This window comes from Eudoraea sp. (genome assembly GCF_039969275.1).
Taxonomy (GTDB): Bacteria; Bacteroidota; Bacteroidia; order Flavobacteriales; family Flavobacteriaceae; genus Eudoraea.
Genome location: NZ_JBDVOC010000007.1, coordinates 244,381 through 264,080, shown reverse-complemented (window position 1 = coordinate 264,080; position 19,700 = coordinate 244,381). Strand labels below are relative to the sequence as shown.

Annotated in this window: 14 protein-coding genes; 12 read left to right on the top strand and 2 right to left on the bottom strand. The window is 38.5% G+C overall.

Features of this window, described 5'->3' with window-relative positions:
• Positions 1-105: 105 nt before the first annotated feature.
• The 3 genes from rimP to infB are packed head-to-tail and all read left to right on the top strand — an operon-like array spanning position 106 to position 4,551.
• Entirely contained in the window at positions 106-567 is a 462-nt protein-coding gene (gene rimP, locus ABJH90_RS05745) for a ribosome assembly cofactor RimP (protein WP_348137430.1), read from the top strand.
• A 12-nt stretch (positions 568-579) separates the two neighbouring features.
• Positions 580-1,812, top strand: a complete 1,233-nt coding sequence (nusA, locus tag ABJH90_RS05740) for a transcription termination factor NusA (protein WP_348137428.1) — start codon at positions 580-582, stop codon at positions 1,810-1,812.
• Positions 1,813-1,854: 42 nt separating this feature from the next.
• Positions 1,855-4,551 carry a translation initiation factor IF-2 gene (gene infB / locus ABJH90_RS05735; protein WP_348137426.1) on the top strand — a complete coding sequence of 899 codons (2,697 nt, stop codon included), beginning with the start codon at positions 1,855-1,857 and terminating at the stop codon, positions 4,549-4,551.
• A 42-nt stretch (positions 4,552-4,593) separates the two neighbouring features.
• Here the strand turns inward: infB and ABJH90_RS05730 are convergent, their stop codons facing one another.
• Positions 4,594-4,965, bottom strand: a complete 372-nt coding sequence (locus tag ABJH90_RS05730) for an SPOR domain-containing protein (RefSeq protein ID WP_348137424.1) — start codon at positions 4,963-4,965, stop codon at positions 4,594-4,596.
• Positions 4,966-5,199: 234 nt separating this feature from the next.
• Here ABJH90_RS05730 and ABJH90_RS05725 point away from each other — a divergent pair, with 234 nt between their 5' ends.
• The 9 genes from ABJH90_RS05725 (at position 5,200) to ABJH90_RS05685 (ending at position 17,864) form a co-directional block, all read left to right on the top strand.
• Positions 5,200-6,588, top strand: a complete 1,389-nt coding sequence (locus tag ABJH90_RS05725; RefSeq protein WP_348137422.1) for a cytochrome c3 family protein — start codon at positions 5,200-5,202, stop codon at positions 6,586-6,588.
• Between the two features lie 33 nt (positions 6,589-6,621).
• A complete protein-coding gene (locus ABJH90_RS05720) occupies positions 6,622-9,744 on the top strand; it encodes a TAT-variant-translocated molybdopterin oxidoreductase (protein WP_348137420.1) in 3,123 nt (1,040 codons plus the stop codon).
• Positions 9,745-9,779: 35 nt separating this feature from the next.
• Positions 9,780-11,513 (top strand): NrfD/PsrC family molybdoenzyme membrane anchor subunit, encoded by a 1,734-nt coding sequence (gene nrfD / locus ABJH90_RS05715; RefSeq protein WP_348137418.1) that lies wholly within the window; start codon positions 9,780-9,782, stop codon positions 11,511-11,513.
• Between the two features lie 2 nt (positions 11,514-11,515).
• Positions 11,516-12,043 (top strand): DUF3341 domain-containing protein, encoded by a 528-nt coding sequence (locus ABJH90_RS05710; RefSeq protein WP_348137416.1) that lies wholly within the window; start codon positions 11,516-11,518, stop codon positions 12,041-12,043.
• 3 nt (positions 12,044-12,046) lie between these two features.
• Positions 12,047-12,607: a cytochrome c gene (locus tag ABJH90_RS05705; protein ID WP_348137414.1), complete on the top strand. Its 561-nt coding sequence runs from the start codon at positions 12,047-12,049 to the stop codon at positions 12,605-12,607.
• A gap of 16 nt (positions 12,608-12,623) precedes the next feature.
• Complete coding sequence (locus ABJH90_RS05700) at positions 12,624-13,943, top strand: quinol:cytochrome C oxidoreductase (protein ID WP_348137412.1); 1,320 nt, start codon at positions 12,624-12,626, stop codon at positions 13,941-13,943.
• A 30-nt stretch (positions 13,944-13,973) separates the two neighbouring features.
• Positions 13,974-15,032, top strand: a complete 1,059-nt coding sequence (locus tag ABJH90_RS05695; protein ID WP_348137410.1) for a cytochrome c oxidase subunit II — start codon at positions 13,974-13,976, stop codon at positions 15,030-15,032.
• A gap of 44 nt (positions 15,033-15,076) precedes the next feature.
• Entirely contained in the window at positions 15,077-16,897 is a 1,821-nt protein-coding gene (locus tag ABJH90_RS05690) for a cbb3-type cytochrome c oxidase subunit I (RefSeq protein WP_348137408.1), read from the top strand.
• A 142-nt stretch (positions 16,898-17,039) separates the two neighbouring features.
• Positions 17,040-17,864, top strand: coding sequence for a DUF2807 domain-containing protein (locus ABJH90_RS05685; RefSeq protein WP_348137406.1), 825 nt, complete (start codon positions 17,040-17,042; stop codon positions 17,862-17,864).
• Between the two features lie 73 nt (positions 17,865-17,937).
• On the opposite strand, the gene pckA is transcribed toward ABJH90_RS05685, so the two are convergent.
• Positions 17,938-19,542 (bottom strand): phosphoenolpyruvate carboxykinase (ATP), encoded by a 1,605-nt coding sequence (pckA, locus tag ABJH90_RS05680; RefSeq protein WP_348137403.1) that lies wholly within the window; start codon positions 19,540-19,542, stop codon positions 17,938-17,940.
• Positions 19,543-19,700: the final 158 nt, after the last annotated feature.

Here is a 19,700-nt window from a genome sequence, read left to right as displayed (position 1 = left end):
AAGCTTCTGTTTTAAAATCAAAAAAAATTGTATATTTGCGCCACTGAAAGGATATAATTGTATTCATGAGGGGACAAATTGTCCCCTCTTTTGTTACTTATGGTTATGTTTAAAGCACAAGTTGAAGAGCTTTTGGGAAAAGCACTGAAGGAGAATGAAACCCTGTTTTTAATTGATTTTTCAATTACACCGGATAATACTATTAAGGTAGTTCTTGATGGGGATGAAGGCGTAAATCTGAAGGATTGTATGGCCATAAGCAGGGCTATTGAACACAATTTGGATAGAGAAGAACATGATTTTTCAATAGAAGTTACCTCATCTGGTGCCGCGGAACCCATTGTAATGGCCCGCCAGTATCCTAAAAATATTGGCAGGAAGTTAGTCGTAAAAACAGCGACCGGAAATTTCGAAGGCGACCTTACCGAAGCAAACGAGGAGACTATAACCCTGGAATGGAAAGCACGAGAACCTAAACCGGTGGGAAAAGGAAAAATAACCGTTCAGAAAAGAAAAGAAATTGCCATTTCTGAAATCGAAGAGGCAAAAGTTAAATTAATATTTTAATTACAGCGCAAAATGGAAAATATTGCATTGATCGAATCTTTCTCGGAATTTAAGGATGATAAGTTTATAGACAGGGTAACCCTAATGGCGATTTTGGAAGACGTTTTTAGGAATGCTTTAAAGAAGAAATTTGGCTCCGATGAAAATTTTGATATCATTATTAACCCTGATAAAGGAGATTTGGAAATATGGAGAAATAGGATTGTCGTGGAAGATGGGGAGGTAGAAGAACCAAATGAAGAAATATCCCTATCAGAAGCTCGTAAGATAGAACCGGATTTTGAAGTTGGTGAAGATGTTTCTGAGGAAGTAAAGCTTATAGATCTTGGAAGAAGGGCAATTTTAGCCTTGCGCCAAAACCTGATATCCAAAATTCACGAACACGACAATACGACCATTTATAAACAATTTAAGGATCTTGAAGGTGAGATTTATACAGCTGAAGTTCATCACATAAGGCATAAGGCAATTATTTTGCTGGATGATGAAGGAAATGAAATAATTCTTCCCAAGGATAAACAAATACCTTCGGACTTTTTTAGAAAAGGAGATAACGTTCGGGGAATTATAGAAAGCGTAGAGCTTAAGGGCAACAAACCAATGATCATCATGTCAAGAACTTCACCAATTTTCCTTGAGCAATTGTTCTTCCAGGAAATTCCAGAAGTATTTGATGGGCTAATTACCATAAAAAAGGCAGTAAGAATTCCAGGTGAAAAAGCAAAAGTAGCAGTAGATTCATATGATGACAGGATAGATCCAGTAGGAGCATGTGTGGGGATGAAAGGCAGCCGTATTCACGGGATAGTACGCGAACTTGGAAATGAAAATATAGATGTGATTAACTGGACAAATAATCCTCAGTTAATGGTAACCCGTGCACTTAGCCCCGCACGTGTTTCTACCGTAAACTTAAATGATGAAAAAAAGACTGCACAAGTTTATCTAAGGCCTGAAGAAGTTTCAAAGGCCATTGGAAGAGGAGGTCATAATATACGTCTTGCAGGTCAACTTACAGGGTATGAGATAGATGTGTTCCGGGAAGGTGTAGAGGAAGATGTGGAGCTAACAGAATTCTCTGATGAAATTGAAGGCTGGATAATTGAAGAACTTAAAAAAATAGGTCTTGATACCGCCAGAAGTGTTCTGGAGCAGGATGTAGACGATTTGGTAAAACGTACCGACCTGGAGGAGGAAACTATTTCTGACGTTGTACGTATCCTAAAAGAAGAATTTGAAGATTAAGCTATATATTAGCAACGTAAAAGTAGAGAGTAAACAGTATTTATGGCAGACAATGCAACAATAAGGCTTAATAAAGTCTTGAGAGAACTTAATATTTCTTTGGATAGAGCGGTGGAATATCTTGCCTCTAAAGGACACAAGGTGGACGCAAGACCTACCACAAAGATTTCTGAAGACATACATCAGGTTCTTTTAGACGAATTCCAGACGGATATGAGCAAGAAAGTTGCGTCGCTGGAAGTTGGTGAAGAAAAGCGCAAGGAAAAAGAGGCTATAAGACTGCAGTTGGAGCAGGAGCAGGAAGAAAAAAGACTTGAAAGAGAAAAAAGGGCTGCTTCAAGGGAGGTAGTGAAGGCAAAGGTTGAACTTTCCGGACCTAAACAAGTAGGTAAAATTGATCTTGAACCCAAAAAGAAAGTTAAGCCCGAGATTAAGAAGACCGAAGATAAACCAACCCCAAAGGAAGAGGTAATTGCTGAGGTAAAGGATGAGGTAGCAACCGAAGAAGTAAAAGAAGAAATAAAACCTGAAACGGTTCCGGAGATAACACAAGTTGATGAGAAGGCTCCGGAGGAGGAAAAACCAGAGGAGCCCAGTTCAATTGCTACAAAGTATAAAAAGCTTTCCGGACCAAAGATTATGGGAGATAAAATTGATCTCTCTAAGTTTAATAAACCAAAGAAAAAGAAAGAAGCTGCTAAGGAAGAACCTTCCGAAGCGGAGAAACGCAAAAGACGTAAGCGGATTATTAGTAATAATGGTCCGTCAGGCGGTGGCAGAGCGAGAACAACTGCTAAAAAAGGACAACGTTTTACCTCTACTCCAAAGGCTGAGCCTACGGAAGAAGAAGTACAAAAACAGGTGCGTGAAACTCTTGAAAAACTTCAGGGCAAATCCAAAAAAGGAAAAGGAGCGAAATATAGAAGGGATAAGAGAGACCAACACAAACAGCAGACAGAGAAAGATCTGGAACAACAAGAGCTGGAAAGTAAAATACTTAAGGTCACTGAGTTTGTGACCGTTGGAGAAGTTGCTACCATGATGGATGTTGGGTCTACAGAGATAATTTCTGCCTGTATGTCTCTTGGGATTATGGTTACCATGAATCAAAGATTGGATGCTGAAACACTTTCCATTGTTGCAGAAGAATTTGGTTACGAAGTTGAATTTATTACAGCAGATCTTGAAGAATCTATTGAAGAAGAAGTGGATGCGCCTGAGGATTTGAAGCCCAGGGCCCCCATTGTTACAGTAATGGGTCACGTAGATCATGGTAAAACATCATTGTTAGATTACATTCGGGAGGAAAATGTAATTGCCGGGGAGAGTGGAGGAATTACACAGCATATTGGTGCCTATGGTGTTACTTTATCAGGGGGTCAGAGAATTACCTTTTTAGATACTCCGGGCCACGAAGCATTTACTGCTATGCGTGCACGTGGAGCGCAGGTAACAGATATTGCAATTGTCGTGATTGCCGCAGATGATGACATTATGCCTCAGACCAAGGAAGCCATCAGTCATGCACAGGCCGCAGGTGTTCCTATAGTTTTTGCGATTAACAAAATAGACAGACCTACAGCAAATCCTGATAAGATTAAAGAAGGTTTGGCTGCTATGAATTTACTTGTAGAGGATTGGGGTGGAAAAATTCAATCTCATGATATCTCTGCAAAAACCGGCGATGGTATAAAAGAACTTTTAGAAAAAGTGCTTTTGGAAGCAGAACTTTTGGAATTAAAGGCTAATCCAGACAGATTGGCTTCCGGTACTGTAGTAGAGGCATTTCTTGATAAAGGAAGAGGGTATGTCTCCACAATTTTGGTACAGGGAGGTACTTTGGAAATAGGTGATTACGTCTTGGCGGGAACATGTAGTGGCAAGATTAAAGCAATGCAGGATGAACGCGGTAAGGCTGTTAAAAAAGCCGGCCCTTCTACACCAATTTCAATATTGGGATTAGATGGTGCACCTCAGGCAGGGGATAAATTCAACGTGCTTGAAGATGAAAAAGAAGCAAAGCAAATTGCATCCAAAAGGAGCCAGTTGCAACGCGAACAGTCGGTAAGGACACAACGTCATATTACGCTCGATGAAATTGGTAGACGAATTGCATTAGGTGAATTTAAAGAGTTGAATATTATTTTAAAAGGAGATGTCGATGGATCTGTGGAAGCATTAACGGATTCCTTCCAGAAATTGTCAACGGATGAAATACAAGTCAATATTATTCATAAAGGAGTAGGAGCAATTACAGAATCTGATGTATTATTGGCTTCGGCATCTGATGCAATCGTTATTGGATTTAATGTGAGACCCATGGGTAATGCCAGGGATATTGCCGATAAAGAAGAGATTGATATAAGGATGTATTCTATTATTTATGATGCCATTAATGATCTTAAGGATGCAATGGAAGGCATGCTATCTCCGGTAATGAAAGAAGAGATTACGGGTACCGCAGAAATTAGAGAAACCTTTAAAATATCCAAAATAGGCACCATTGCGGGCTGTATGGTAACTACTGGTAAAATCTTTAGAAACTCGAGTATTCGTCTTATTAGGGATGGTGTAGTAATATTTACGGGAGAACTATCTTCTTTAAAAAGGTTTAAGGACGATGTTAAAGATGTGGCAAAGGGATATGATTGTGGACTTCAGGTAAAGAACTATAATGACATAAAAGAAGGAGATATTGTGGAAGCCTTCGAGGAAGTAGCGGTTAAGAAAAAGCTTTAACCTGAAATAGACTTAAATGATGATAATAAAACAAAAAACGACCTATTTGGTCGTTTTTTCTGGTTTTAATAAAAGTGATTCAGGATATTTTATCCGAACCTCTTTAAATTTACGTTCCGCATCCAACTTAGATCTAAACTGACCAATCTGAACTCTGTAAGTAGGGGAATCAAAAATAATTTTCGCTTTTAAGTCAGGAAAATCAATGTCTACCTTCTGTTTAAGTTCTTCTGCTTTGGTATATGAGCCAAACCCAACCTGAATTGTATAGAAATTGGATTTTGAATTACTTATCTTATATACTTCAAGCAGGCGGGTGATGTTGGCGTCTTGTTCAATATTAATTTCACCGTTTTGTGCCACCCCGTAACTAATGCTCCCAAGAAGTATTACTGAAAAAATAATTGTTTTCATAATGTTAACTTTATAGATGTCAAACATAATATGCAAAAGTAATTTATTGAACATTAAACAAAAGATTTTATACTTATTTAGAATTAATATAAATTATAAATTATAAAACCCTTAACATTTCTCAAATAAAGTCAAAGTCTTATTTTTGTCGCAATTTGAGCGGCGATAAATTACCTTTTTGTCTTATACTTGTAGTAATTATCGTGCCAGAATTAAGATAGAAATATTTTAAATATGAAAAAGGTTTTGTACCGCCATCAGATTTCTAAACTTTTCACGTGCACTCTTGTAGTTTATCTACTCCTATCCTATTCTCTTTTTGCCCAGGAAGAAAGCCCGGATCAAAGCACTGCATCCGATACTGAAGTTGCCGCTGAGGCTGGTGATTCAGGCTCTGGTGATATTGCAAAAGGGAAACAATTATTTAATCAGAATTGTGCAGCTTGTCATGCGTTAAATCGAAAAATGACTGGGCCGGCATTAGCTAATGTTGAAAGCAGACTTGCCGAAGATGAAGGATTAGATAAGGAATGGTTATATGCATGGATTAAGAATAGTGCCGGGATGATTAGTTCCGGGGATGCTTATGGAAACAAAGTGTATGCTGAATACAATCAGGCTGCGATGACTGCTTTTCCTACGCTTTCCAATGCCGACATTGATAATATTTTGGCTTATACAGCTGCTCCACCTCCAGCACCGGTTGCAGCTGCTACCGCAACTACCGCGGGCGAGGGAGGGAGTGATTCTTCCGGGATTACCAATGAAATTATTTTGGGAGCCCTTGTGCTGGTTTTTGCCTTGCTGGTGATGATGCTGTTTTTAGTCAATAATACTTTGCAACGCATAGCCGAGGCTAACGGCGTTGCAATTGAAAAGGATAAAGCTGTTAAACGAACTCCATTGTGGAAGGCATTTGCCCATAACCAATTCCTGGTGCTCGTATCTTCTATTTTCCTGTTATTGGCGAGTGCATACTTCGCTTATGGTTGGATGATGCAAGTGGGTATTGACCAGGGTTACGCACCAATTCAACCCATCCATTATTCACATAAGGTGCATGCGGGAGATAACAAAATTGAGTGTAAATATTGCCATTCATCCGCTAGGGTATCTAAACATTCTGGAATTCCCTCTTTAAATGTCTGCATGAATTGTCATAAATCTATTTATGAATATAAAGGGAACCCTGAAGGTCCAAGTCCTGAAGATTTGGCTAACGGGTATACAAATGAATTCTATACAGGTGAAATTAAGAAGTTGTATAAGGCTGTCGGTTGGGATGAGGAGAATCAAAAATATACAGGTGAAAGTCAGCCGGTTGAATGGGTAAGGATTCATAATCTTCCGGATTTGGCTTACTTCAATCACTCTCAACACGTTTCCGTTGCAGGTATTGAATGTCAAACATGTCATGGTCCTGTGGAGGAAATGGAGATCATGTATCAATATTCTACATTGACAATGGGTTGGTGTATTAATTGCCATAGAGAAACAAATGTTAAGGTAGAGGATAACGCTTATTATGCTAAAATACATGAAGAGTTATCCAAAAAATATGGCGTTGAAAATCTTACCGCTGCTCAAATGGGTGGTTTGGAATGTGGCAAGTGTCACTATTAGAAATAAATAAGCATCTAATTACAGATAAATAGTATGGCATCAAAAAAGTATTGGAAAAGCGAAGCGGAGTTAAATCCCAACGATTCCATCGTGGAGACGCTAAGACAAAACGAATTTCCGGAAGAAATACCAGTTGATGAATTTCTGGGAGATAAGGAGAATTTGTCTGCCAGTACAACAAATAGACGAGATTTTCTTAAATATGTGGGGTTTAGTACTGCTGCAGCATCTTTAGCAGCTTGTGAAGGTCCGGTAAGAAAGTCCATACCCTATGTTATTAAGCCTGAGCAAATAATTCCAGGCATCGCTAATTATTACGCAACCACTATAGCTAATGGCTATGATTTTGCCAGTATTTTGATAAAAACACGGGAAGGCAGACCAATTAAAGTGGAAAATAATAAGGCTGCAAAAACAAATGGCAATGGCAATGCCAGAATACAAGCGTCTGTTCTTTCTTTATATGACAGTACGAGATTGCAAGGTCCATTAGCCAATGGAGAACCTGCAGAGTGGACTTCATTAGATGCTTCAGTAAAAAATAAGTTAGAAGGATTAAAAGAATCAGAGAAGCAAATAGTATTGCTCACTCAGACTTATGCAAGTCCGTCTACGTCAAAATTGATAAGTGAGTTTAAGGATGTTTACGGGAACGTAAATCACATTGCTTATGATGCTATAAGCGAAGATGCTGCTTTGTCTGCTTTTGACTCTAAATTTGGAGAAAGGGCATTGCCGACATATGATTTTGAAAAAGCCGAAATCATTGTTTCTTTTGGCGCAGATTTCCTGGCTGATTGGCAAGGTGGAGGTTATGACAGTGGCTATTCTAAAGGACGTATTCCCCAAAATGGAAAAATGTCCAGACACATTCAGTTTGAATCCAATATGTCTCTTACTGGGGCAAATGCAGATAAGCGAATTGCAATAAAACCATCAGAACAGAAAAAGGCGCTGGCGAGTTTATTTGGTAAGCTAAATAATAGTTCAGTTAATGTTGATCTTAGCGATAATATCAGCAAAGCCGTTGACGATGTTGCTGCTGAAATAAAGAAAGCAGGAAATAAAGCGGTTGTAGTAACAGGATTGGATGATGTAAACGCCCAGGCAGTTGCTTTGTCAATAAATGAGATGCTAAGCAGTAATGCTTTTAACCCAAGGATGCCAAGATATATCAGACAGGGAAATAGCCAGGCTGTTAATAAACTCATTCAGGATATGAATTCCGGAAAAGTAGGAACTTTGATTATGGATGGTGTTAATCCTATGTATACACTACCTAACGCTTCTGAGTTTGCTGAAGGGGTTTCAAAAGTAGATTTATCGGTTACTTTTTCTACAAATTGGAATGAAACCACAGAAATTACAGAATTTACCGCAGCATCTAATCACTTTTTGGAATCCTGGGGAGATGCCGAATTAGTGAAAGGACACTACAGTCTTATACAGCCTACCATAAAAGAACTTTTTGATACCAGGCAATTTCAGCAGTCACTCCTTCAATGGATGGGTAGTGAATTAAATTATTACGACTATATAAAAGAGACATGGAATTCGGGCATCCTTGGGGATGCTTCCTGGAATAAAGCACTTCATGATGGTGTTTTTGTAATGGAATCAAATACGGAAGGAGAAACTTCTACCACAAATGAAAGCTCTGTTGGTCAGGAAATGGATCAACAAGCCGAAGCTAATACAGCAATAGCACCAATTTCTTCCGCGGTAAGTTCACTGGCCAATTCATCTGCCGATGGAATGGAACTTGTTCTTTATCCAAAAATTGGAATGGGTGACGGTCAGCAGGCTAATAATCCTTGGTTACAGGAATTTCCAGACCCCATCACCAGGGTCTCATGGGATAATTACGTTACTGTATCCAAAGCAGATGCCTCCTCATTAGGCCTGATAAATGAAAATGTAGCGAATGGAGGTCTGAACGGAAGTTATGCCAAACTTACGGTTAACGGTATCTCACTTGAAAATGTTCCGGCTATAATTCAACCAGGTCAGGCGGCTGGTACAGTGGGCCTGTCATTTGGTTTTGGCAGGCAAGTAGGTATGAAAACTGAAATGCAGACCGGTGTTAATGCATTTGCGTTATATCAGGGTTTTAATAGTATTCAAAATGTTACTCTCGAAAAGGCAACAGGAATGCATGAGTTTGCATGTATTCAGCTCCACAACACCCTTATGGGCAGAGGTGATATCATAAAGGAGACGACCTTAGAGATATTTAATACAAAAGATCATTCGGAATGGAATCATGTACCTCAGGTATCCTTGAACCATCAGGAAGTTCCTGCTACTACGGTTGATCTTTGGGATAGTTTTGACAGGTCTATAGGACATCATTTTAATATGTCAATAGATTTGAACGCCTGTACAGGTTGTGGTGCCTGCGTTATTGCCTGTCACGCTGAGAATAATGTGCCTGTTGTTGGTAAAGAAGAGGTTCGCAAATCAAGGGATATGCATTGGTTGCGAATAGACAGATATTATTCCTCAGAAGATACTTTTGACCAGGACAATACCAAAAAAGATGAATTTTCAGGAGCTTCAGAGACAAAGTCAGGCTTTGAAGAAATGGAGATTGCTGCGGTTAATCCGCAGGTTGCATTTCAGCCTGTAATGTGTCAGCATTGTAACCATGCACCTTGCGAGACCGTTTGTCCGGTTGCAGCAACTTCACATAGTCGTCAGGGTCAAAATCATATGGCGTATAACCGATGTGTGGGCACCAGATACTGTGCCAATAACTGTCCTTATAAAGTAAGGAGGTTTAACTGGTTCTTGTTGAATAATAATGATGAGTTTGATTACCATTTCAACAATGATCTTGGTAAAATGGTTATTAATCCAGATGTTACCGTGCGTTCCAGAGGGGTAATAGAGAAGTGTTCTCTTTGTATCCAGATGACCCAAAAGACAATTCTTGATGCCAAACGTGAAGGAAGAGAAATTGTAGATGGTGAGTTTCAGACCGCCTGTTCAAATGCCTGTAGCAATGGAGCAATAGTGTTTGGCGATTCAAATGACGAGGAAAGCCAGGTTACAGAATTGAAGAAAAATGACAGGATGTACCACTTATTAGAGAGTGTGGGAACCAGACCAAATGTGTTTTATCAGGTTAAAGTGAGAAACACAAATGAAGCATAATCAATTAAGGAAGAATACAACTATAATAAAACTATATGGCGTCGCATTACGAAGCACCAATACGTAAACCCTTAGTTCTTGGGGACAAAGGCTACCATGATGTATCGGTAGATATTGCAGCTCCGGTTGAAGGACGGGCTAACAGACAATGGTGGATTGCTTTTTCCATTGCATTGGTAGCACTCCTTTGGGGTATAGGTGCTATAATTTACACAATTTCTACAGGTGTTGGAGTCTGGGGACTCAATAAAACAGTAAACTGGGCCTGGGATATTACCAACTTTGTTTGGTGGGTTGGAATAGGACATGCGGGAACTCTAATTTCTGCAGTGCTGTTACTATTCCGACAAAAGTGGAGAATGGCAATTAACCGATCTGCGGAGGCCATGACCATATTTTCTGTAATCCAGGCAGCACTATTTCCGGTAATACATATGGGTAGACCATGGTTGGCATATTGGGTGGTACCTATTCCTAACCAATTTGGTTCACTATGGGTTAATTTTAATTCCCCCTTGTTATGGGATGTTTTTGCAATATCAACTTACTTATCTGTTTCATTGGTTTTTTGGTGGACAGGATTACTGCCTGATTTCGGTATGATCCGCGACAGGGCCGTAAAACCTTTCCAGAAGAAAATTTACGGTCTGGTAAGTTTTGGGTGGACCGGTCGTGCTAAGGACTGGCAACGTTTTGAAGAAGTTTCCCTTGTCCTTGCTGGTTTGGCAACACCACTTGTACTTTCTGTACATACCATAGTATCTATGGATTTTGCAACTTCTGTGATTCCGGGATGGCACACTACCATATTCCCTCCTTACTTTGTTGCAGGGGCTATTTTCTCTGGGTTTGCAATGGTTCAAACCCTGTTAATTATTATGAGGAAAGTAAGTCACCTTGAGGATTATATTACTGTTCAGCATATTGAATTGATGAATATAGTAATTATGATTACCGGCTCTATAGTTGGATGTGCGTATATTACAGAACTTTTTATTGCCTGGTATTCAGGAGTGGAATATGAACAATATGCTTTTCTAAACAGAGCAACAGGACCGTATTGGTGGGCCTATCTTTTAATGATGAGCTGCAATGTTTTATCACCGCAGATTATGTGGTTTAAGAAAATTAGAACCAGCATAATAATTTCATTTATTATTTCCATCGTAGTAAATGTAGGTATGTGGTTTGAAAGATTTGTGATCATTGTTACTTCATTACACCGCGATTATTTGCCGTCATCATGGACGATGTTCTCACCAACTTTTGTGGACATTGGAATATTCATTGGTACCATTGGTTTCTTCTTTGTACTCTTTTTGTTATATTCAAGAACCTTCCCGGTAATTGCACAGGCTGAGGTAAAATCAATATTAAAATCGTCAGGAGCCCGTTATAAGGCGCTTCGTGATGCAGGGAAACCATTATATACAATTAGGAAAAATGGAATTGTAAGAGAAACCATTGTTAACAATAATCAGGAAACTTCAGTCTCTTCAGAATCAAATCAGGAAGATAGCTTACTTAGTTCACTAGGTAGTTTTGATTCAGGCACTCAGGATCCGGACGATCTTAAAAAAGTAAAAGGGATTGGTCCTTTAATGGAAAAGACCCTCAACAAATTGGGAATTTTCAGCTTTTTACAAGTGAGTAAAATGACCCAAAAAGAATACGATTTGCTTGATTCTCTTACCGACGCATTCCCTGGCCGAGCTCAGAGAGATGATTGGGCAGGGCAAGCAAGAATGTTTTTAAACAACGATAAATAATTATGGCAGCTACTGTTATCCACGCATACTATGATGATGATGATGTATTGATGCACGCCGTTAAAAAGGTTAAAGCTGAAAGACATCATATCGAGGAGGTCTATTGTCCGTTTCCCGTACATGGTTTGGACAAAGCAATGGGCTTAGCCCCAACCAGAATAGCAATTACATCCTTTATGTATGGCTGCTTGGGATTAATTGTTTCTATTGTTATGATGAAATTCATAATGATTGACGATTGGCCAATGGATATTGGGGGCAAACCCAGCTTTAGCTATATAGAAAATATGCCTGCCTTTGTACCAATTATGTTTGAATTAACGGTCTTTTTTGCGGCACATTTAATGGTGATCACATTTTATTTACGAGCTAGGTTGTGGCCATTTAAAAAGGCTGAGAACCCTGATGTGAGAACAACAGACGCACATTTTATCATGGAAATTGAAGTACATAATAACGAGTCCGAATTAAAAGATTTGTTGTTAGATACGGGAGCAGTAGAGTTGAACATTATTAAAAACAGTCATTAGAGAATGAAGCGTTTTATAAAAATAGTAATGATTCTGGCAGTAATTGGATTTGTTGCTGCTTGTGCAGATAGTAATAATCCGAATTATCAATATATGCCAAATATGTATGAACCAATAGGCTATGAGACTTATCAGCCTGTTGATTTTCTACCTAATGGATCTGAAGCTATGACCCCTCCGGAAAATACTATTCATAGAGGATGGTTGCCTTATGAGTTTGGCAATGATCTGGAGAGCAAGGAAATGGCAAGATTGCAAAAAAGTCCGTTGGATTCTTTGCAAATGGAAGCTAACCTTACAAAAGGCAAGGAACTTTATACTATATATTGTGGCATTTGCCATGGTAACCAGGGTAAAGGACAGGGAACTCTTGTGAAAAGAGAAAAAATACTAGGTGTACCCAGTTATGAAGATGCAGCAAGGAATATTACTGTTGGAAGCACCTATCATACTATTTATTACGGGTTAAATTCCATGGGATCCTATGCAGGACAACTTGATTATGAAGAACGTTGGCAGGTATCTGAGTATGTAATGCAATTAAAACAAGACTTAACAAAATAATACATAGACCTTTAATATGTACACGTTTTCAAACAGATTAAAAATAGCTTCTTTTATTCTCATGGCCGTTGGGGTATTGGGAATTGGCATTGGTTTTGTATCCGCACCTGGAACTGTAGACGAAGCCAAAGCTATGGTAGCCGCTCATGATGACGGTCACGGAGATTCACACGGGGAGGAAGCATCCCATGCAATAGCCTCCGATCATGGAGAGGCGGCTGATCACAGTGATGCTCATGATGAGCACTTGCTGCATCAATTACAAAACAGACCTTGGTCTGCCTTATATGTGGCAGCTTTCTTTTTCTTTATGATCGCCTTAGGGGTTCTCGCTTTTTATGGTATTCAAAGGGCTTCACAAGCTGGCTGGTCACCTATGTTATTCAGGGTAATGGAAGGAATTACGGCCTACCTTGTTCCGGGAGGAATAATCGTATTTGTTATTCTGGTACTTTCTGTATTGCACTTTAATCATATGTTTACTTGGATGGATGCTGACGTTGTAGCTCATGATAACTTGCTGCAAAATAAGTCTGGGTATCTTAACCCTACTTTCTTTCTCATAAGAGCCGCAATCTTCCTTGGAGGATGGATTGGTTATCGTGAAATATCGCGAAAGCTTTCTATTGCACAGGATAATTCTGATGATAATTCCAATTTTAAAAAGAACTTCAGATTCTCTGCCGCTTTCCTGGTATTTTATCTGATAACAGAATCCATGATGTCCTGGGATTGGATTATGAGTGTTGATCCTCATTGGTTCAGTACCTTATTTGGCTGGTATCTTTTTGCGAGCATGATAGTTTCCGGCATAACTGTAATTGCTATGGTAACCATCTATCTCAAATCAAAAGGATATTTACCTGATGTTAATGACAGTCATATTCATGATTTAGCTAAATTCATGTTTGGTTTTAGTATATTCTGGGCCTACCTCTGGATTAGTCAGTTTATGTTAATATGGTATGCAAATATTCCTGAAGAAGTTACCTATTTTGTTACGAGGATTGAAGACTATAATCTGCCATTTTTTGGTATGGTAGTAATGAATTTTGTTTTTCCATTGTTACTGCTAATGAACAGTGATTACAAAAGAGTGAATTGGTTTGTAATTATGACGGGTATCGTGTTACTTGCAGGGCATTATTTAGATATATTCAATATGATAATGCCTGGTACGGTGGGCGACCAATGGTATATTGGGATTCCGGAATTGGGCGCTATCCTCTTTTTCGCAGGAGCTTTTATTTTCTGGGTGTTCCGAGCATTGACCCATGCTCCCTTGCAACCTAGCCGTAATCCTTTTATAGAGGAAAGCAGGCATTTTCATTATTAGTAATTTTAAAGTATAATTTCAATACATACGATGACTACATTATTGATCTTAATTGTTTTAGTACTAGTGGCAATTGCAATTTGGCAAATGACCAAAATCTTTGAATTGTCCAAGCTAAAGACTGTAGATTCACAAGTGGCGACCGATAAGGATAATAAGTATAATGGTTACTTGTTGTTCGCTTTTTTGATATTTATTTATGGGATAACCATATTTAGTTTTTATAAATATACCAAAGTCTTATTGCCTGAAGCAGCTTCAGCACATGGAGGGGATTATGATTACCTGTTGCTTGTTTCATTTATTATTATCTTTTTTGTACAAACCCTTACTCAGGCTTTATTACATTATTTTGGATATAAATATCGCGGGGAAAAAGGGAAAAAGGCCTTGTTCTTTGCAGATAATGACAGGTTAGAATTCATATGGACGATAATACCGGTGATTGTATTAGCCGGATTAATCTTGTGGGGTTTATATACCTGGACCAACATAATGGATATCAATGACGAGGATGACCCACTAATCGTGGAACTCTATGCACAACAATTCAATTGGACTGCAAGATATGGTGGGACTGACAATGTATTAGGAGGTGCCAATGTTAGAATGATTGATATTGATAAGGCAAATGTTTTAGGATTGGATGAATCTGATCCTAATGCCTCTGATGACGTAATCGTGAAAGAATTACATCTGCCTGTTGGTAGAAAAGTAAATTTCAAAATGCGCTCTCAGGATGTATTGCACTCCGCCTATATGCCTCATTTTAGAGCTCAGATGAATTGCGTACCTGGAATGACCACGGAGTTTTCTTTTACACCAACCATAACTACTGCCGAGATGAGGATGAATCCGGATGTAGTAGATAAAGTAAAAAGAACAAACGAAATTAGAGCAGAACGAGCAGCTAATGGAGAGGACAACTCCGATCCATGGGAATTTGATTATATCCTGCTGTGTAATAAAATTTGTGGTAAATCTCACTACAATATGCAGATGAAGATAATTGTAGAAAGCGAAGAAGATTATAATGCATGGATAGATAGTCAGCAGACATTTAGTCAGACTATGGCATCAATGCAATAAATAGAGCTATACAAAGAGAAAATTAATATAAAAAAAATTCGATTATGTCTGTTACTGCACATGCCCATATTGATGATCACGCAGATGATCATGTACATCATCATAAAGAGACATTTGTAACAAAGTATATCTTTAGTCAGGATCATAAGATGATTTCAAAACAGTATCTTATTACTGGTTTGATCATGGGTTTTATTGGCATTGCTATGTCTCTTTTATTCAGAATGCAATTAGCCTGGCCTGGAGAATCATTTCCTATTTTCGAGGCATTATTAGGAGGTTGGGCACCCGGTGGAGTTTTGGATGCAGATATGTACCTTGCATTGGTTACCATTCACGGCACTATAATGGTATTCTTTGTCCTAACAGCCGGTTTAAGTGGTACTTTTAGTAATCTTCTAATACCTCTGCAAATTGGTGCAAGGGATATGGCCTCCGGTTTCCTGAATATGTTATCGTATTGGATGTTCTTTGTATCCAGTGTAGTCATGATTATTTCACTTTTTGTGGAAGCCGGGCCTGCAGCTGCAGGATGGACTATCTACCCGCCGCTTAGTGCACTGCCAATGGCACAGCCTGGATCGGGGATGGGAATGACACTTTGGTTAGTCTCTATGGCAATCTTTATAGCGTCTTCTTTATTAGGATCATTGAACTACATTGTCACGGTAATCAATCTAAGAACCAAGGGGATGTCTATGACAAGGCTTCCTTTAACCATTTGGGCGTTTTTCGTAACCGCGGTAATTGGTGTAGTATCTTTCCCCGTGTTACTATCCGCTGCTTTACTTTTGATAATGGACAGAAGTTTTGGAACATCTTTCTTTTTATCCGATATTTTTATTCAGGGTGAAGTCTTGCATTATCAAGGAGGCTCCCCGGTATTATTTGAGCACTTGTTTTGGTTTCTTGGGCACCCAGAAGTATACATAGTGATATTACCTGCTCTTGGTATTACCTCTGAAGTTATGTCTACAAATGCGCGTAAACCAATATTTGGTTATAGGGCAATGGTGGCATCAATTTTGGCAATTGCGTTTTTATCTACTATTGTATGGGGTCATCATATGTTTATTTCGGGAATGAACCCATTCCTTGGCTCCGTATTTACCTTCACAACCCTCTTAATAGCTATCCCATCTGCGGTTAAAGCATTTAATTATATAACCACCTTATGGAAGGGAAATTTGCAATTAAATCCTGGGATGCTTTTCTCAATAGGATTGGTGTCAACCTTCATTTCCGGAGGATTGACCGGTATTATCCTTGGGGATAGCACATTGGATATCAATGTTCACGACACGTATTTTGTTGTAGCTCACTTTCACCTGGTAATGGGTATTTCAGCCTTGTATGGATTATTTGCCGGAGTATATCACTGGTTCCCTAAAATGTTCAAAAGAATGATGAATAAGAATTTGGGCTATGTACACTTTTGGATTACTGCAATCTGTGCATATGGGGTATTCTTTCCCATGCATTTTGTTGGAATGGCAGGGGTCCCAAGGCGTTATTATGAAAATACGGCCTTCCCTATGTTCGATGAACTAACAGATGTAAATATTCTTATTACTGTTTTTGCACTGATAGCCGGTCTGGCTCAATTAGTCTTCTTATATAATTTCATCAGTAGTATTTTTTATGGGAAACCTACTGAACAGAACCCATGGAAATCTAATACACTGGAATGGACGGCACCAATTGAGCACTTCCACGGAAACTGGGAAGGTAAGATTCCAGAGGTACATAGATGGGCATATGATTACAGCAAAACTCAGGATAATGGGGAATATGTCATCCCGGGTCAGGATTTTGTCCCTCAAAATATACCACTTCAACAGGATGAAGAGGAATTGAATCATTAAAGAGTAAATTGTTAACTCATATTTATATGGCCCATCTTTTGATGGGCTTTTTTATACTCGTAATGGAGGATTATGTATAAGGCTTTTATAAAATAATTAGCTTGACTTATTTTTAGCGGGAATAATTATTAAATTCGCTATCGTGAAGAACATTATCATATTTTTTTTAGCATTCACTACAATAGCTGTAAGTGCCCAGAGAAAACCTAAAATTAAAGGAAATAAATCCATAGTGGAGGTAAATGAAGATTTACCCTTCTTTAATGCTATTGAAGTCAGGGATGATCTTGAAATATTCTTAAAAGAGACCACTATTCCGGGATATTCAATTTCCGCGGATGATAATTTGATAGATATTTTGAGGTTTGATGTAGTAGACAGTACACTTGTAATAAGGTCATTTTATAAGATTACGACTAAAAAGCAGCTGGAGATTACGGTAAACTTCAATGAACTTGAGAGCATAATATTACAGCAAGGCAAGATTATAACAAAAGATATGATAAATTCTGATAAACTGAATATCAGTACTTATGGATCTTCTAGACTTGAGTTAAATGCCAAGGCCTTCAATATGAATATTACTATGGAAGGTAATAGTGCTGGCGATTTTAATCTGCAATCTGATTCTTTAGATCTAATGTTAAGAGATAAAGTAAATCTTAATTTATACGGTATAACGGGTAAAAGTAACATTGAGATGTATAATAATGCCTCAGCAGTGGTGGAGGGAACTGTGGATACTTTGAATATTAAGTTGTATGGAAGCAGTAACCTCAAGGCTGAAAAAATGGAAGCGGGAGTAATTAGTGCTGGTCTGGAAGAGACTACAAGAGCAAGATTATACGCTTATAAAAGTATAGAGCTTTCATCCAGCGGTGCTGCAAAGACCTATTTGTGGGGTAATCCCAAGATAAATTTAAATGAATTTCTGAATACCTCGGAATTATATAAGAGGGAAGATTAGTATTTAGTGTAAACTGCAAACAAAAAAACCCCATCGCCTATGGCGATGGGGTTTTTAACTAAACTCAAACTTGTCAGGACTGCAAGGCATGGTCTACGCTTGGCCCTGCCTCCACAATCTTGGCGTTTACGTTTGCTGCAAACTTTTTAAAATTTTCATTAAAAAGCCCTACAAGTTTCTTCTTAACTTCCTGATATTGCTCCTTATCTTCCCAGGTATTCTTTGGTATGAGAATTTCAGAAGGTACATTTGGACAGCTAAGTGGAATTTGAAAACCAAATTCCTCATCTTTCACAAATTCAACATTGTCAAAATCATGATGGTGAATTGCATCAATCATTGCACGGGTATACTTCAGGCTCATTCTTGAACCTACACCATGTGCTCCACCAGTCCATCCGGTATTAACCAACCAGGCTGTTGCTTTATGATCTTTTATTTTTTCTGCCAGTAATTCAGCATATTTATTTGGGTGCCACATCATAAATGCTGCTCCAAAACAAGCACTGAATGTTGCCTGTGGTTCTGTTACACCCATTTCCGTACCGGCTACCTTAGCCGTATATCCAGAAATAAAGTGGTAACTGGCCTGTTCAGGAGTTAATTTGCTCACTGGAGGCAAGACACCGAAAGCATCACAGGTAAGGAAAATAATATTTTCCGGATGGCCAGCAACACAAGGTATTTGCACATTGTCTATATAGTGAATTGGATAGGAGGCTCTCGTATTTTGTGTTATAGTAGTATCCGTATAGTCAACTTTCCTGCTAAACTTATCGTAAACAACATTTTCCAGAACGGTACCAAATTTAATGGCGTTAAATATATCCGGTTCTTTTTCTGCTGAAAGATTTATAGCTTTAGCATAACATCCTCCTTCAATATTAAAAGTACCATGGTCTGTCCAGCAGTGCTCGTCGTCTCCAATTAATTTACGTTTAGGATCAGCACTTAAAGTGGTCTTACCTGTTCCTGATAAACCAAACAATATAGTAACATCATCCTTCTCGCCTACATTGGCAGAACAGTGCATTGGTAATACATTTTCCAAAGGCATTAAATAATTCATAACAGAGAAAATACCTTTTTTCATTTCTCCGGCATACTGTGTTCCAAGAATTACAATTTCCTTGCGTTCCAAATTAAGGTCCACACTAGTTTTAGAAGTCATTTCAGAAGTGTACCTGTTAGCAGGGAATCCACCCGCATTAAGGACAACATAATCGGGTTCTCCAAAATTTTCCAGTTCTTCAGCTGTTGGCATGATTAACATATTCTGCATAAACAGAGCATGATAAGCTCTTGTGCATATAATCCTAACTTTAATTCTGTATTTTGGATCCCAACCGGCATACGCATCAACTACAAATAGATGATCGCAAATATTCAAGAAATCTAAAGCGCGTTCATGGTTTACCATAAAGGTATGTTCATCCAAACCAATATTGATATCACCCCAGTCAATATTATTTTCAGAATCAGGGTGTCTCACGATTCTTTTATCCTTTGGACTACGACCTGTTTTTTCGGCAGAGTAGGTCATTAGTGCACCTACGTCTGAAATAGCCGTTCCCTTTTCTAATCGCAATCCTAATTCATAGAGGACAGGAACACTACTGTTCCTGTACACCTGCTCCGTTTCTATCCCGTATTTTTGAAGATTAAATGTTGTTTTCATCGTTTTTTTATTTTTGAATATTGTACTTTCCTAAGCATTGATAATTTAGTAAAAATTCATAAATTCTATGCAAAGAAGACAATAAATTTTTGTAAAAAAGCTGATAAATATCATGTGGTTTCACTGAATTGTCAAATTATAAAGAAGTAGGAACATTT